The 17301-nt window shown below is 50.9% G+C and carries 7 protein-coding genes; 6 read left to right on the forward strand and 1 reads right to left on the reverse strand.

Going from position 1 to position 17301, the window contains the following annotated elements; translation table 11 throughout:
• The first annotated feature begins 369 nt into the window (after positions 1 to 369).
• The 6 genes from IQ268_RS24790 (at position 370) to treY (ending at position 16282) form a co-directional block, all read left to right on the forward strand.
• Complete coding sequence (locus tag IQ268_RS24790) at positions 370 to 2328, forward strand: alpha-1,4-glucan--maltose-1-phosphate maltosyltransferase (protein WP_193884851.1); 1959 nt, start codon at positions 370 to 372, stop codon at positions 2326 to 2328.
• 149 nt (positions 2329 to 2477) lie between these two features.
• Complete coding sequence (gene treS, locus IQ268_RS24795) at positions 2478 to 5951, forward strand: maltose alpha-D-glucosyltransferase (RefSeq protein WP_193884852.1); 3474 nt, start codon at positions 2478 to 2480, stop codon at positions 5949 to 5951.
• Between the two features lie 638 nt (positions 5952 to 6589).
• Positions 6590 to 8527: a 1,4-alpha-glucan branching protein GlgB gene (gene glgB, locus IQ268_RS24800; protein WP_193884853.1), complete on the forward strand. Its 1938-nt coding sequence runs from the start codon at positions 6590 to 6592 to the stop codon at positions 8525 to 8527.
• Positions 8528 to 9014: 487 nt separating this feature from the next.
• Positions 9015 to 11138, forward strand: a complete 2124-nt coding sequence (gene glgX / locus IQ268_RS24805) for a glycogen debranching protein GlgX (protein WP_193884854.1) — start codon at positions 9015 to 9017, stop codon at positions 11136 to 11138.
• Between the two features lie 156 nt (positions 11139 to 11294).
• The gene (gene treZ / locus IQ268_RS24810) at positions 11295 to 13112 is read left to right on the forward strand and encodes a malto-oligosyltrehalose trehalohydrolase (protein ID WP_193884855.1); all 1818 of its coding nucleotides are present in this window, start codon (positions 11295 to 11297) and stop codon (positions 13110 to 13112) included.
• 341 nt (positions 13113 to 13453) lie between these two features.
• Positions 13454 to 16282 carry a malto-oligosyltrehalose synthase gene (treY, locus tag IQ268_RS24815; protein WP_193884863.1) on the forward strand — a complete coding sequence of 943 codons (2829 nt, stop codon included), beginning with the start codon at positions 13454 to 13456 and terminating at the stop codon, positions 16280 to 16282.
• A 199-nt stretch (positions 16283 to 16481) separates the two neighbouring features.
• On the opposite strand, the gene bchM is transcribed toward treY, so the two are convergent.
• Positions 16482 to 17165 carry a magnesium protoporphyrin IX methyltransferase gene (gene bchM / locus IQ268_RS24820; protein ID WP_193884857.1) on the reverse strand — a complete coding sequence of 228 codons (684 nt, stop codon included), beginning with the start codon at positions 17163 to 17165 and terminating at the stop codon, positions 16482 to 16484.
• Positions 17166 to 17301 lie beyond the last annotated feature (136 nt).

Below are 17301 nucleotides of genomic sequence, written 5' to 3' on the forward strand. Positions count from 1 at the left end.
AACTTTATGTAGATGAAAATTAGCTTTCAGTAGATGAAAATAATGTTGAGTAGTGTAACTCTAGCCTGAGTCAGATTCTTTCTTCCAACGTTTTCGGTTATGTAGTTAGTGGATCAGGCTGTTCTGTTAGCGCGATCGCTTGTCATATTTGCGGAGATTTTGACATCTATTAGCCTATCCGGCTAAGGTGTCAACTGAACAGGTTTATCCATAAGCAACTAGTTTGAGCTTACGCCAAGTTTGTTGCTGACAGGCTCACAAAACACTGAGGACGGCTGCCAGAAAGCAGGGTTACAACGGATAAAGATTAGTTGAGCTTGACCGTAAAGATACTAGACGTAGGATTACTAGCAAAGGAAACCTCTAGACATGCTGCCGGAAGAAGGGAGAAGAAGAGTTCAACTCGAGGGTGCTTCGCCGGAAATTGACGGAGGTCGTTTCCCGATTAAGCGAATCGTCGGAGAACAGGTTGACGTTGAAGTTGATATGTTTTCAGATGGTCACAACGTTATTGCAGGTGTTGTTCGCTATCGTCCGGAAACTTCCACTCAGTGGCTGGAAGCACCACTCACCCATACAGTGAACGATCGCTGGTGTGGAACATTTACCGTTACCGAAATGGGACGGTATGTTTACACATTCACAGCCTGGGTAGACGACTTCGAGACATGGCGACGGGATCTTCGAAAGCGACTGGCTGCGGATCAAGATATATCGGTTGACCTGTTAATTGGCGCAGAACTGATTGAACATGCCAGCAAGCGTGCCACAGGGCACGATGCAGATGTGCTGGGTGGATATGCCAGTCACCTGCGATCGGCTGACAAAAAAGACATGAAGGCTTTAGCCGAATGGGCACTATCAGATGAGATTGCAGCGCTAACCTCGCAGTACCCCAACTTAGAGTGGGCTGCCACCTACGAACGAGAGCTAGGGATCGTGGTCGATCGCCAGAAGGCTCGCTTCAGCACCTGGTATGAACTGTTTCCCCGCTCATGCGGCGCACCTGGAAAGCACGGTACCTTCAAAGATTGTGAAGCCCGCTTGCCCTACATTGCCTCTCTGGGTTTCGATGTCCTTTACTTGCCGCCAATCCATCCGGTTGGGTCTACCTACCGCAAAGGAAAGAACAACTCAACGATCGCTGGAAGCGATGATGTGGGCGTGCCCTGGGGGATTGGCTCCGCTGAGGGGGGGCACAAGTCAGTCCACCCCGACCTGGGAACGCTGGCCGATTTTCGATCGCTGGTTGCGAAAGCTCAGGAGTACGGCATTGAAATTGCGCTGGATTTAGCCTACCAATGTTCTCCCGATCACCCTTACGTGAAGGAACATCCTGAATGGTTCCGTCATCGTCCCGATGGCACCATTCAATATGCAGAAAACCCTCCCAAGAAGTACCAGGATATTTACCCAATCGATTTTGAAACTGAGAACTGGCAGGGTCTTTGGGAAGAACTGAGAAGTGTTGTTCTCTTCTGGATCGAGCAGGGAGTCAAAATTTTCCGGGTCGATAATCCACACACCAAAGCGTTTCCATTTTGGGAGTGGATGATTGGAACGGTCAAACATCAGCATCCTGAAACGCTGTTTCTGGCCGAGGCGTTTACCCGCCCCAAAGTAATGTACCGTCTCGCCAAGTTGGGCTTCTCTCAGTCCTACACCTATTTCACCTGGCGCAACGGCAAGGACGAACTGACTGAATACCTCACCGAATTAACTCAGTCTCAAGCCCACGATTTCTTTCGTCCAAACTTCTGGCCTAACACGCCCGACATTCTGCATGAGTACCTGCAACATGGCGGTAGACCGGCATTCATTATCCGGCTAGCCCTGGCTGCAACCATGACGGCCAATTATGGGATTTATGGGCCAGCCTTCGAGGTTTGCGAAAACCGTCCTCTGCGGGAGGGGAGTGAAGAGTATCTCGACTCCGAAAAGTACCAGATTCGCGAGTGGGATCTGGATAGCCCCTACAGCATCAAGGATTTAATTGCTCGGGTTAACCAGGCTCGCAAAGAGCATCTTGCGTTACAGAGCAACCACAGTATTCGCTTTCATCATGTCAGCAGTGACCAACTGATTTGCTATACCAAGCAAACCGCTGATTACATCGATCGAGTGTTGGTGGTGGTCAACCTCAACCCCTACCATACTCAGTCTGGCTGGGTTGACCTGCCACTGGAGTCGTTGGGGCTTGACCCCTATCGGCACTATCAGTTGTATGACGTGCTGACGGATGCTCAGTACACCTGGTTTGGCGGACATAACTATGTCGAGCTTAACCCGTACGCCATGCCTGCCCACATTTTTTCGATCAAGCAGTAACGTAGGAAAAGACGAAGTCTGAGGCATGGCCTCTGCTTTTTCGTTTCCAAAATTGACCTGCGGATTGTCGTTGCTTATTGATGAGTAAGCTCCACTCATTGTCTGGCTTTTCCCACACTTAGTACACTTACCTGTTCCTGAAGTACCGTATGCAGAACCTTAGCTCACCCCCGAAGCAAGTGGTAACTCCATCGACCGTGCAAAATTCCAGTTCGACTTTGCTTGTAAATGACCCGTTGTGGTTTAAGGATGCCATTATCTACGAGGTGCCAGTGCGTGCCTTTGCAGATAGTGATGGCGATGGCATTGGGGACTTCCGTGGGCTAACGGAGAAGTTGGACTATATTCAGGACTTGGGCGTAACGGCGATTTGGATTCTGCCTTTCTTTCCGTCACCGTTGCGTGATGATGGCTACGATGTGTCTGATTATTTTAGCGTCAACCCAATTTATGGAACGCTAGAAGATTTTCAGGCGTTTCTGGATGCCGCGCATCAGCGCGGGATTCGGGTCATTATTGAACTGATTGTTAACCACACCTCTGATCAACACCCCTGGTTCCAGCGGGCACGCAAAGCCCCGGTGGGTAGCCGTGAGCGTGATTTTTACGTTTGGAGCGAGACCCCCGAAAAATATCCCGGCGTGCGGGTGATCTTCCAGGATTTTGAAACATCTAACTGGTCCTGGGATCCGGTGGCAAAGCAATATTATTGGCACCGCTTTTATTCTCACCAGCCTGACCTTAACTTTGACAGCCCCGACGTGCAGCAAGCGTTGTTTGACGTGGTGGACTTCTGGCTGGACATGGGCGTGGATGGAATGCGGCTGGACGCGGTTCCATATCTGTATGAACGGGAAGGCACTAACTGCGAGAACTTGCCTGAAACGCATGTGTTTCTAAAGGATTTGCGGCAGCATATTGATTCCAAGTACGAGAATCGGATGTTGCTGGCAGAAGCAAATCAGTGGCCGGAAGATGCCGTTCAGTACTATGGTGCTGGCGATGAGTGCCAGATGGATTTCCACTTTCCGCTGATGCCCCGGCTGTTTATGTCGTTGCAGATGGAGGATAGTTTCCCCATCATTGATATTTTGCAACAGACCCCGCAAATTCCCGATAACTGCCAGTGGGCGCTATTTTTGCGGAATCACGATGAGCTGACCCTGGAAATGGTGAGCGATGAAGACCGGGATTATATGTATCGGGTTTATGCCCAAGACCCGCAAGCGCGAATCAACCTGGGAATTCGTCGCCGTCTTGCGCCGTTGATGGGAAACAACCGTCGTCGAATTGAGTTAATGAACAGTCTGCTGTTGTCGTTGCCAGGAACGCCTGTCATTTACTATGGCGACGAAGTGGGCATGGGCGACAACATCTATTTGGGCGATCGCAATGGAGTTCGCACCCCGATGCAGTGGAGTGCCGATCGTAACGGTGGGTTTAGCCGCGCTAACCCGCAGCGATTGTATGCGCCTCCTATTGTTGATCCGGAATATCACTACGAAGCCATCAACGTCGAAGCGCAGCGAGCCAACTCCAACTCGTTATGGTGGTGGATGAAGCGCTTAATTGCGCTGAGAGGCCGCTATCAGGCGTTTGGGCGCGGCACGTTCGAGTTCCTTTACCCCGAAAACCGCAAAGTACTGGCCTTTACCCGGACTTATCGTGGTGAACATATTTTGGTGGTCGCCAACCTGTCTCGCTTTGTGCAGGTGGTGGAACTGGATTTGTCTCACTTCCAGGGCATGGTGCCGATCGAAATGTTTGGTCGCGCTTCCTTCCCAGCCGTTGGTGAGGAACCTTACTTCTTAAGCCTTGGGCCTCACGCCTTCTTCTGGTTTACCCTGCAACCGCAACATAGCCCTGGCGAGGCAGCAATACCGCAAGCCAATATGCCAACGTTAGCCGTGGTGGGCAAGTGGCAGAACATCTTTACAAAGCCAGAGTCTCGTTTGGCACTGGAAGCTATATTGCCAACCTACCTCCGCACCTGCCGCTGGTTTGGCGGAAAAGCCCGCGTGGTGCAAACGGTTCACATCATTGAAGCTATTCCCATTGAACCCAGCGCCTTGGAACCCAGCAGCAAGAGTGATGGTAAGCAAAGCCATCCTTATCATCTGGTGCTGCTGCGGGTAGAATACACCGAAGGCATTCCCGAAACCTACGTGTTGCCGCTGGCCTACGAAACCATTGGCGGAGGGGGTGAACGTCAATCTGCTCCACCAGAACGAGCGATCGCCCAAATTCACCAGAATGGCGATCAAGCTGCTGAGGTGGGTGTTTTGTATGAAGCCTTATCGGATAAAGATTTCTTGACCTTCCCGCTGGATGCGATCGCCCACAAACGGCGGTTTAGGGGCACTTCAGGAGAGTTTGTGGCAACGGCAACCGATGCTTTTCCTGAACTGTGTGGGGATGCCATTGATACCAATTTCAACGTTCACCTGGAGCCACATTTGCTGAAAGGGGAGCAGAGCAACTCGTCGATTGTCTATGGCGATCGTCTCATTCTCAAACTCTTCCGCAAGGTAGAGGAAGGGCTAAATCCTGATCTGGAAATTGGTCGATTCCTGACGGATCACCGTTTGTTGGAGCATTTGGCTCCGGTGGGCGGTGCCCTGGAATATCGTCGTCCTAAGGCAGAGCCGATGACGCTTGGGATTCTGCTGAAGTTCGTTCCCGACACCCGCGATGCCTGGAGCTATACGCTGGATACCCTGCGCGATCTGTTTGAGAAGATCATGGCAATGCAGGTTGAGGCCGATGAAATTACGATGCCGCCCGCTCTGCTGGCAGCGGCGATCGAGACGGAAATTCCAGATCTGGCCTACGAGGTGATGGGGTCGTACCTGACAGCGGCTGAATTGCTGGGTCAGCGAACGGCTGAACTGCACATTGCTCTGGCCTCTGATGATGAGAATCCTAACTTTGCGCCAGAAGCATTCTCGTCGTTCTATCAGCGATCGATCTACCAGTACATGCGGAACCTGGCAGGGCAGGCATTGCTGCTGTTAAAGAAACAAATCGTTCGTCTGCCGATAGAGTTGCAGCCCTTGGCGCAAACGGTTCTGAATCAAAAAGAGATCATTTTGGGACGGTTTGGGTTCATCCTGAACCAGAAAATTACCGCAATGCGAACCCGTTGCCACGGTGACTATCATCTGGGGCAGGTATTGTATACCGGTAAAGATTTCATCATTATCGATTTTGAAGGCGAACCGGCTCGCCCCTTAAGCGAACGGCGGATGAAGCGATCGCCCTTGCGGGACGTGGCGGGTATGCTGCAATCGTTCTACTATGCCAGCCAAATGGCTCTCCGCCATGAGCTAGAAAGTGGACTCATTCGTCCCGAAAACCAGCCTTTAATGGAGCAGTGGGCGCAGTTCCTCTACTGTTGGTCGAGTATTTCTTTCCTCAAGAGCTACTTAACCACCGCTAAAGATGCCGCGTTTTTGCCCAAGGCTCCCCAAGAGCTACAGGTTTTACTCGATGCCTATCTGCTAGAGAAGGCGATTTATGAGCTGGCTTATGAACTGAACAACCGTCCCACCTGGGCAGACATTCCGCTCAACCGCATTCTGCAATTGCTGGATTCGTCGCAGATGGGCTACTGGAAGTCTTAGTAGCAGCTATTGCCTTGAGGGGCAGCCATCTCGTCTGGATGCTCTGGGGTTCTGCTAAGTGCGCCCTGGCTGGTTCCTAAATGGGTGGATTTGTATTGGCGATCGCTCTAAACTCCTGCTTAAAGGGGATGTTTAGAGCGATTTTTGGTATTTCCGGCATCAATGTCAATGATTAACCCGCAACGTTCGACTTCACCTTCCTCCTAAGAGCAGACGACAAATTAGAGATTGATCCTCTTTAATAAGGTGAGCCTAAACTAGGCGGTTGACTCTGCTCAATTGTCCTGATGGTTGGCTAAGGTGCGAATCCTCAATCGGCTCTACCGCTGCTATCAGCTTGAACCGATCGCCATACTCTACCGTTTGAAGTCAAACCGCTGTTGATTGATGTACCTGTTGAATACAGCAACTCGCTAGATTTCAAGACCCCTGTGTATGGCCTCAAAATTGGTTTTGTTGAATGGTTATTTGTCGCCGCATAAGCGGCAATTGGCTCCTTTAGCGATGAAGCGAGGAGCAAAACGCAGTTTTCTCAACACGGTGGCAATAGGGTTAGCACATGGGTTGGGTTTATCAACCTGCATGGCGCTAATACGGCCTATCGTTAACTGCTAATGTGAAGTTTCTTTAAGAAAACTATGGTATTTACACAACAATCTCCAGTTCATTCTGATTTAACGCTTCTCAGTCATGACGACCTCTACTGGTTTAACGAGGGAACGCATACTGATTTGTATAACAAGCTAGGAGCGCGTCCGGTTGTCAAAGATGGGGTTGAAGGCACATACTTTGCAGTTTGGGCACCCAATGCGGCGCAGGTTTACGTCATTGGCGACTTTAACGGTTGGCATGGTGAAAGCCATCCCCTGAGTACCCGGTCGGGTTCCGGTATATGGGAAGGCTTTATTCCAGACGTTAAAAAAGGAGCCGTTTACAAATATCGCATCATTTCCAGGCACAACAACTACCAGGTTGAAAAGGCAGACCCCTTTGCCCGGTTAGCAGAAGTGCCGCCCAAGACGGCATCGGTTGTTTGGGATGACGACTACGAGTGGCGCGATCAGGATTGGATGGCCTCTCGTAAACAGCGCAACGATTTGGGTGCCCCAATTTCAATTTACGAAGTCCATCTCGGCTCATGGATGCGGGTGCCTGAAGAGGAAAATCGATCGCTCAGCTACCGGGAGTTAGCGCCCAAACTGGCGGACTATGTAACGCAGCTTGGCTTTACGCATGTTGAATTTTTACCCCTGACCGAGCATCCTTTCTACGGCTCGTGGGGATATCAGGCTACTGGATTCTTTGCGCCAACCAGTCGCTATGGTACACCACAGGATTTCATGTATTTAGTGGAATACCTGCACCAGCACAACATCGGTGTCATTCTCGACTGGGTGCCTTCTCATTTCCCCACCGATCAACACGCGCTAAGCTACTTCGACGGCACGCACCTGTTTGAACATGCTGATCCCCGGCAAGGGTTTCATCCTGACTGGAGCAGTTTTATCTTTAACTACGGGCGGCATGAAGTCCGCAGTTTCCTCCTGAGCAGTGCTATGTTCTGGCTGGACAAGTGCCACATTGACGGGCTGCGGGTGGATGCAGTGGCATCCATGCTCTACCTTGATTACTCCCGCAAGGATGGCGAGTGGATTCGCAACAGTCATGGTGGCAACGAGAACCTGGAAGCGATCGCCTTCCTCCGCCGCATGAATGAAGCTATCTACGAGCGCTTTCCAGATGTGCAAACCATTGCAGAAGAATCAACCTCCTGGTCGATGGTGTCTCGCCCTACCTATTTGGGTGGTTTGGGCTTCGGCATGAAGTGGGACATGGGCTGGATGCATGACACGCTCCACTACATGAGCCAGGAGCCAATTTATCGCAAATACCACCACAACGAGCTAACCTTCCGGATGCTCTATGCGTATCACGAAAACTTTGTGCTGCCGCTGTCGCACGATGAAGTGGTACATGGCAAAGGGTCGTTAATTGGCAAGATGCCAGGCGACTACTGGCAGAAGTTTGCTAACTTGCGATCGCTGTTTGGCTATATGTTTGCTCAGGCGGCGAAGAAGCTGATCTTCATGGGTGGCGAAATTGGGCAATTCAACGAATGGCGGCATGATACCAGCCTGGATTGGAATTTGCTAGAGTTCCCCATGCACAAGGGGTTGCAGCAATGGGTTGCAGACTTAAACCGGATCTACAAAACAGAACCCGCGCTGCACGAGCTAGATTGCGATCCGGCAGGCTTCGAGTGGGTGGACTGTAACGACACCGAGAACAGCATCATCAGCCTACTTCGCAAAGGCCGTTCTGCTAATGATACGGTTCTGGTGATCTGTAACTTTACACCCGTTCCCCGGTGGGATTACCGCGTTGGCGCACCCAGCGGTGGGTTCTGGCAAGAACTGCTCAATAGCGACGCGTCAATTTACGGCGGCAGCGGCTTAGGAAACTTCGGCGGCGTTGAGGCCGACCCAATGCCGTTCCATGCCCGTCCGTATTCGCTCAACGTTCACCTGCCTCCGCTGTCGGTTGTGTTCTTTAAGTGCACCCAGCCGCAGTCATAAACGGTGGTTAGGCAGAGCGGTTTGACAGCCATCTGCACTGGGGCAATCTACCCGGTTTGTAGAAGGGGCAATGGCGAGTTGCCCCTTCTATATGTTGGGTTGAGATAGCGAGCTAGGCGATGAGATATTGATGGATTAGATGCCGTTCTAAATACCGATCGCCAGCTTGTCTAACGGCTGGAGACGGACTCGGTTAACTCGACCAGACCATCATCACTCCCAGCGAAACGTGCCTGGTTTCTTTGGTCAATTGCTGGCCTGGATATACTTGTAGCATCCTCGACGCTTGGCATACTCCCCAGGGGGTATTTGGTTTGCATGTTGATGCGATCGTCTTTTATCTTTATCAATAAGCTAGTTCTAACAGGTTAGAACGAGGGACGTTGCAGCGCAGGGTGACAGCAACCACGAATAGCCTCCATTGCCTTCTTCCGATCGCGATCGCCAAATAATCGCCAAATAACCTAGACCCTAATTTTATAAAAACATGTACTTACCACTCTGGCCTGGAAAAGCCTATCCTTTGGGAGCCACTTGGGATGGAAAGGGCACCAATTTTGCTCTGTTTTCAGAAAATGCCACTGGAGTTGAGCTTTGCTTGTTTGATAAGCAAGGGAAGGAAACGCGCCTGAACTTGACGGAAGTCAGCAATTTTGTCTGGCATGGCTATGTGCCGGGAATTAACCCAGGACAACGGTATGGCTTTCGCGTGTATGGCCCCTTTGCCCCAGAGGAGGGGCATCGGTTTAACCCCAACAAGCTGCTAATCGATCCCTACGCCAAAGCGATCGATGGAGAAATTGGGTACGGAGAGGAAATTTTTAGCTATACCTGGGGCGATCCGGAGGAAGACCTATCCTTTTCTGACTTGGATGATGCTCATCTTATTCCTAAGTCGATCGTGGTTGATGAATCGTTTGACTGGGGAGACGACGAACCCCCCAGAACGCAGTGGCATGAGACGATCATCTACGAGGCGCATGTTAAAGGCTTTACCAAGCTGCATCCAGAAGTTCCAGACGCGCTGCGCGGTACCTATGCTGGCCTGGCTCACCCTGCTGCTGTGTCCTATCTACAAACGCTTGGAATTACAGCCGTTGAGTTAATGCCCGTTCATCACTTCCTTTCTCAACCTGGACACCTGGTTGATAAGGGAATGAAAAATTACTGGGGCTACGATTCGATCAATTACTTTGCCCCCTACTCTGGCTACAGCGCAACCGGCAGTTGTGGGCAGCAGGTGCGCGAGTTCAAAGAAATGGTGAAAGCCCTGCACCGGGCTGGCATTGAGGTGATTCTGGATGTGGTTTACAACCACACCGGGGAAGGCAACCACATGGGGCCAACCGTCTCGCTACGGGGAATTGACAATTCCTCCTACTATCGGCTGGTAGAAGACGATCTCCGCTATTACATGGACTTTACCGGGTGCGGTAACTCGCTGAATGTGCGTAACCCGCAAGTCCTAAAACTGATCATGGATAGCCTCCGCTATTGGGTGCTGGAAATGCATGTAGACGGCTTCCGCTTTGACCTGGCATCGGCGTTGGCACGCGAGCTGTATGCGGTTGACCGTCTGGCGGCATTCTTCGACATCATCCACCAGGATCCGGTGCTGTCTGATGTGAAGCTGATCGCAGAGCCGTGGGATGTGGGCGAAGGCGGATACCAGGTAGGTGAATTTCCGCTGCTGTGGTCTGAGTGGAACGGCAAATACCGCGACACGGTGCGCGACTTTTGGCGCGGCGAAGACAGCAGCCTGGCCGAGTTCGCCTATCGGTTCACGGGCAGCTCTGACTTATATCAGCTAAATGGACGCAGCCCTAACTCCAGCATCAACTTCATCACGGCGCACGATGGCTTTACGTTGAACGATCTGGTGAGCTACAACGAAAAGCACAACGATGCGAACGGTGAAGACAACCGGGATGGCGAAAGCCACAATCGTTCCTGGAACTGCGGTGCAGAGGGAGACACCGAGGATGCAGCGGTGCTGAAACTGCGGAAGCAGCAGCGACGCAACTTTTTGGTAACGCTGATGCTGTCGCAAGGTGTGCCGATGCTGCTGAGCGGTGACGAGTTTGGGCGCACCCAGGGCGGTAACAACAACCCGTATTGTCAGGACAACGAAATTTCCTGGCTCGATTGGGATTTACAGGACGAAAATGAGTCGCTGCTGGATTTTGCCCGTCAGTTAATTTACTTCCGGCGGCAGCACCCTATCTTCCGCAAGCGCAAATGGTTCCAGGGGCGGGCAATCCACGGTTCGGGAGTGACCGATATCGGTTGGTTTAACCCCGATGGGGGGCAAATGACTCAGGAACAGTGGAGTGATGGCTTTGCCAAGGCGATCGGCATTTTCCTCAATGGTGAAGAAATTGCCACTCCTGGCCCCCGGGGAGAACGCGTGATTGACGACAGTTTTATGATGTTTTTCAACGCTCACTACGAAACGGTTGAGTTTCTGTTGCCCGAAGGGTTGCGCGATCGCCAGTGGGCGGTCACCATTGATACCAGCAAACTCCGGATTATCGAGCGGAGCGTTCGCTACAAAGAAGACAAACCGATTCCGGTGCAGGGGCGATCGGTGTTTGTGCTGAAGCGGGTGTAAGCACGGATTAAGCCAGAGGGAAGACCGAAAACTAGAGGAATTCGGTCTTCCCTCTGTAGATAGGTTGATATTGCCATCGCTAAGTGTAAAGTAACTTTGACGCTCAGGTCATTTCATCGTTCCGCTTAACCGTCTTTCACCCGTTATCTACAACCTATGAACGTTGGCTCCGAGTACCTTGGCAATGGCAAGTGTCGATTTACCGTGTGGGCACCGTTGCGATCGCAGGTCGCCGTTCACATCGTTTCGCCCAATGAACAGATCATCCCCATGCAGAAGGATGAACGAGGCTATTGGCAAGCGACGGTCGATGCCGCTCCCGGCACGCTTTATTTTTATCAGTTGGATGGAGAAACCGATCGGCCTGATCCCGCCTCTCAGCATCAGCCGAAGGATGTCCACGGCCCCTCAGAAGTTGTAGATCACAGTTCCTTTCCCTGGAGCGATACGCAGTGGTCTGGGGTGCCGCTGGAAGAGATGATTATTTATGAACTGCACGTTGGCACATTTACGCCAGACGGCACGTTTGAAGCGATCATTCCGCGACTGGCCGACCTGAAGGAATTGGGGGTCAATGCGATCGAACTGATGCCGATCGCGCAGTTTCCGGGCAACCGCAATTGGGGCTACGACGGTGCTTACCCCTATGCTGCGCTGCATGGCTATGGCGGCCCCGATGGCCTGAAAGTATTAGTAGATGCCTGTCACGCGGCTGGTATTTCCGTTATTTTGGACGTGGTATACAACCACATGGGGCCAGAAGGCAATTATCTGCGGGAGTATGGCCCGTATTTCACAGAGAAATATCGTACGGTCTGGGGAGCTGCACTGAATTACGACGATTCCTATTCTGACGAAGTTCGTAATTTCTTTTTGGAGAATGCAATCTACTGGCTCGATCGCTACCACATTGACGGGCTGCGGCTCGACGCGATCCACGCCATCTACGACCTCGGCGCAGAACACTTTCTGGAAGAGATGGCTACGGCTGTAGACGAGCGGCTGAGCCAGAACACCTACAAGCGCTATTTGATTGCCGAAAGTGAACTCAACGATACCAAAATTATTCGCCCCAAAGAAACAGGCGGGTTTGGTATCGACGCGCAGTGGTGCGACGATTTTCACCATTGCGTTCACACGCTGTTAACTGGGGAGAAAATTAGCTATTACAGCGATTTTGGCACCATTAAAGATTTAGAAAAGTCGATGCGGCAGGGCTATGTGTATGACGGCACCTATTCCGTGCATCGCCACCGCCGCCACGGCAATTCGCCCGCCGATCGCCCCGGTAAGCAGTTTGTTGTCTGCATTCAAAACCATGACCAGGTGGGCAACCGCCTAGATGCGGAACGGCTGTCGATGTTGACCAGCTACGACGGGCTAAAGGTGGCTGCTGCAACCCTGTTCCTCTCGCCGTTTGTGCCGATGCTGTTTATGGGCGAGGAATATGGTGAAGATGCGCCGTTCCAATATTTTGTTAGCCATACCGATCCAGATCTAATTGAGGCGGTTCGCAAAGGGCGCAAAGAAGAATTTAAGTCGTTTGATTGGCACAAAGAAGCGCCCGACCCGGAAGGGATGGAGGTCTTTGAGCAATCTACCCTGAATTGGGAAAAGTGCCGTGAGGGTAAGCATGGCGTGTTGCGATCGCTCTACCAACGGTTAATTCAGCTACGTCAAGACGTAAAGGCATTAGCTAATCTAGACAAGCATCGGTTAGAGGTGACCAGCCTGGACACAGCCAATTTGCTCACGCTCCATCGCACGTCTGACCACGATCAAATCTTCTCCCTGTTGAATTTTGACCATGATGCGGTGACCTTCACGCCCCACGTTCCTCAAGGCAACTGGCAGAAGATCCTGGATTCGTCGGATTCAGAATGGCTCGGTTCTGGGTCTGAGCTACCCGCGCAGCTTCAATCTGGACAAACCCTTACAATTAAACCGTTGAGTTTTGTTGTGTACACCGCTTAAACCATCCACTTCAGGCGATAAGCTCTGAAACAGCAGTGATCCTGTCGGAGTTTGAATAATCTACTGATTAGGTCTAGAGGTTAACGTCTTAAGTCAAATCAAGCCTTGCCGCATCTACTCACTCAAGTCGGTCTTCTCAGCCGCTACAGTTTTAAGTTGTTTCGATCCAGTTGATGTTACAAAGAGCCGCCGGTTACTCCCTCTTTCTCGCTCCTGCACTGGAGCGAAGAGGGATTTATCTGTGGTGCTTTAACCCCCATACCATCAGCACCTGCCTATGCTAATTTGCCCCCAAAGCGTTGTCCATAGCCAGGTGATTCCCTAGGAGTAATTTTCTTATGATGCGAATTCCCGCAGCTACCTATAGATTTCAATTCACCTCTGACTTCGATTTTGCCTCTGCCCAGGCGATCGTTCCCTATTTAGCTGAACTCGGTATTTCTGATCTATATGCTTCTCCCATATTGACCGCAACCACAGGCAGCACCCACGGCTATGATGCAGTGGATCCAACTCAAATTAATCCAGAATTAGGTGGGCAGGAGGGGTTTGAAGCGCTGGCGGAGGTGCTAAAACAACACAAACTGGGATGGCTGCAAGATATTGTACCCAACCATATGGCATTCAATAGCCAGAACCCAATGCTGGTGGATGTTCTAGAAAACGGGCCTGATTCGCAATATCACAACTTTTTTGATATTGACTGGGATCACCCCTACGAGGCACTGCGGGGGCGGCTACTGGCTCCGTTTCTTGGTAAGTTCTATGGCGATTGCTTAGAAAGCGGCGAACTTCAGCTTGAATACGGCCAAGCGGGATTGACGGTTAACTACTACGACATGAAGTTTCCGATCCGGATCGAGTCCTACACTCAGGTGTTGAGCTATGACCTGGCGCGGCTGCGAAAGAAACTGGGGCGAAACCATCCCGATTTTGTGAAGCTGCTCGGTGTTCTCTACATGCTGAAGTACATTCCGTCTGGGGAGGAAGGCCGCGAGCGGTATGACCAGATTATTTTCATCAAAGGAATGCTGTGGGAACTGTGGAACGACAGCCCGGACGTAAAGCAGTATTTAGACGAAAACATCAAGGTCTTCAATGGCGCGCCGGGAAATGCAGAGAGTTTTAACCAACTCGACAATTTGCTGCAAGAACAGTTCTTTCGTCTTTCATATTGGAAGGTGGGCAACGAGGAGTTGAACTACCGCCGATTTTTTACCGTCAATGGGTTGATCTCGCTGCGAGTAGAAGAGCAAAGTGTCTTTGACATCGTTCACGAACTGACGCTCAAACTGCTCAAGGAAGAAAAGATCACCGGACTGCGGATTGACCACATTGATGGTCTGTACGATCCGTCCCAATACTTGAAGCGGTTGCGAGAAAGCGCGGGGGATGCTTACATTACGGTTGAGAAAATTTTGGAGCCGGCTGAGCAACTGCCACTGCACTGGCCGATTCAAGGAACAACAGGATACGATTTTCTGAACCAGGTCAATGGCCTGTTTTGTGCTCAAGGGAATGAGGACGAGTATACCTCGGTTTATCATCGGTTCATTGGTAAGCCTGTATCTTGCGATCGCCTGATTGATGAAAACAAGCGGTTGATTTTGGGCAAGCACTTAGCAGGAGACATTGATAACCTGGCTCACTTGCTGAAGCAGCTTTCTAGCCGCTATCGCTACGCCAGCGACTTTACCATGTTTGGCTTAAAGCGGGCATTGGTAGAAATTCTGGCCGTGTTTCCCATTTATCGCACCTACATCAACCGGGAAGGGTCGAGCAAAATCGATCGCAGCTACATTCGCAAAGTACTCGACAAAGCCAAGAAGAGTATTCCTAACTTTTTAAATGAGCTGTATTTCATTGAAAAGTTTCTGCTGTTGGACTTTGATCAACCCATTACAGAGGAAGATAAAGACCAATGGATTCATTTCATCATGCGGTTGCAACAGTTTACTGGCCCCTTGATGGCTAAAGGGGTAGAAGATACGGTGCTATATGTTTACAACCGTCTGATCTCAATCAATGAAGTGGGTTCTAGCCCGTGTGATTTTGGCATCTCGGTAGATGAATTCCATGCCTTTAACCAGGAGAAGGCAACGCAATGGCCTCACTCCATGAATACCACCTCGACTCATGATACAAAGCGAGGCGAAGATACACGCGCCAGAATCAATGTTTTATCTGAGATGCCGCAGGAATGGGAAACCTGCCTGAAGGAATGGCGCGATATAAATGCGTCGTATAAGCAGGTGGTTGAAGGACAAGATGCGCCTGATCCCAATGATGAATATTTCTTGTATCAAACGTTGATTGGTTCTGCCCCATTTGATGATGAGGAGTTTCCATCCTTTGTCGATCGCGTCAAGGATTACATCATTAAAGCTATCCGAGAAGCGAAGGTTCATACGGGATGGATTCGACCGGATACCAGCTATGAAGAAGCCTTTACTCAATTTACAGAGCAACTGCTAAAAGATCCTGAAAACAACCCCTTTTGGCAGTCGTTTCGCCCCTTCCAGCAAAAGATTCAGCAGTATGGTATCTGCAATTCGCTATCCCAGGTATTGATCAAGCTGGCCTCTCCTGGTGTTCCCGATTTTTATCAGGGCACAGAGTTCTGGGACTTGAGCATGGTTGATCCAGATAACCGTCGTCCGGTGGACTATGAGTTGCGATCGCAGGTTTTGCAAGAAATTAAGCAGCGATCGCAAGACGATATCCTGGGATTAATTAAAGACCTGCTGCAAACGCCCGAAGATGGACGGATCAAGCTGTTTTTAACTCAGCGTGGACTCCAGGTGAGGCAAGCCCACTTAGACTTGTTTCAGCGGGGCGATTATCAAAAATTGCTGATTTCCGGCAGTTTGCGCGATCATGTTGTGGCCTTTAGCCGCACCCTGGGCGATCGTAAGGTAATTGCGATCGCTCCTCGTCTAGTGACCTCTCTGGTGCAACCGGGAGAGTATCCCATGGGAGAGCAAGTCTGGTACGAAACCCGGATTCCGCTTGCTCAGGGGGATGCCCATTCATGGCAAGATGCCATCACTGGAGAAAACGTAGGCGTGACAGACACTATCTGGATCAGGGATGCATTGAAACACTTCCCGGTGGCATTGTTGATAGGCAACAGTACCACTGAACAAGTTGAGACAGAATCACCTGATTAGTCGATCCCTCTGTAGAAACGAGTCGAGACGCGATTGCTCGCGTCTCGACTGGCTATCATCACTAGCTAATGGGTTTTGAGCAGTGGTTACGAACTCACTTCGGAGTCTTCTAACGTTGAAGGCTGTGGAGCGAATTTATCTTGTGATTCAACTAAACCCTCCCAGCAGTAACTCGTACACCAGGAGGGTTGGGGATACATTACCGTTGGACGGCTTCTAACACGCGCGAGAAATAGAACCGCGTTTTGCTCATGTCGTTGCGCTCGATCGCCCAACCGTTTGCCTCTAGCGCTTTCACAATTTCCGCTTCCCGATGCAGATAGGCACGAGTGGCCTTGCTGGGGCCTGGAAAGAAATCACCAATCTTTTTCAACAGCGTGTAGGCGATCGTTTTGGGTGCAAAACTGAGAATAAGCCGCGACTGTGCTAACTGGCTGAGATGCGAAATCATCTCCATTGCCTGCTCCTGCGGATAGTGAATGAGCACATCCAGGCAAACCACAGTATGATACTCGCCCTCTAGCGACTCTAGATCTTGCACTGCAAAAATAGGGTTATCGCTTTGTCCTAGCGAAGCAGCCCGCTCTTTGGCTTCACCTACCATCTTGTCTGAAATGTCGCTAGCATACACGATCGCCCCCGCCTGAGCTAGAGGAATGCTGAGGCTGCCAACCCCGCACCCCGCATCACAAACGGTCAGCCCTGGTAAATTTGGGTCGGCATTGAGCCAGCCCAAAACCGTCTCTACCGTTTGTTGATGACCTTGGCGAATGTCGAGCTGAACTTTGTTGACATCGCCATCCCCATAGATGCGCCGCCAGCGATCGAACCCCGTCGCGTTGAAATACTCTCGAACAACCGTTTTATCATCCACTACGTTCATAAATTGGGATTTCGTTCAACCATTTCAAACAGGATCAATCCCTATTACCTCACATCTTGTGCCCAAGCTGATCGTTTCTGGCCGACTTCTTGCCATTTTATAGCCATTCTCATTTGCATTCACCACACTTCAAACC

This window comes from Oculatella sp. LEGE 06141 (assembly GCF_015207605.1).
GTDB lineage: Bacteria > Cyanobacteriota > Cyanobacteriia > Elainellales > Elainellaceae > Oculatella.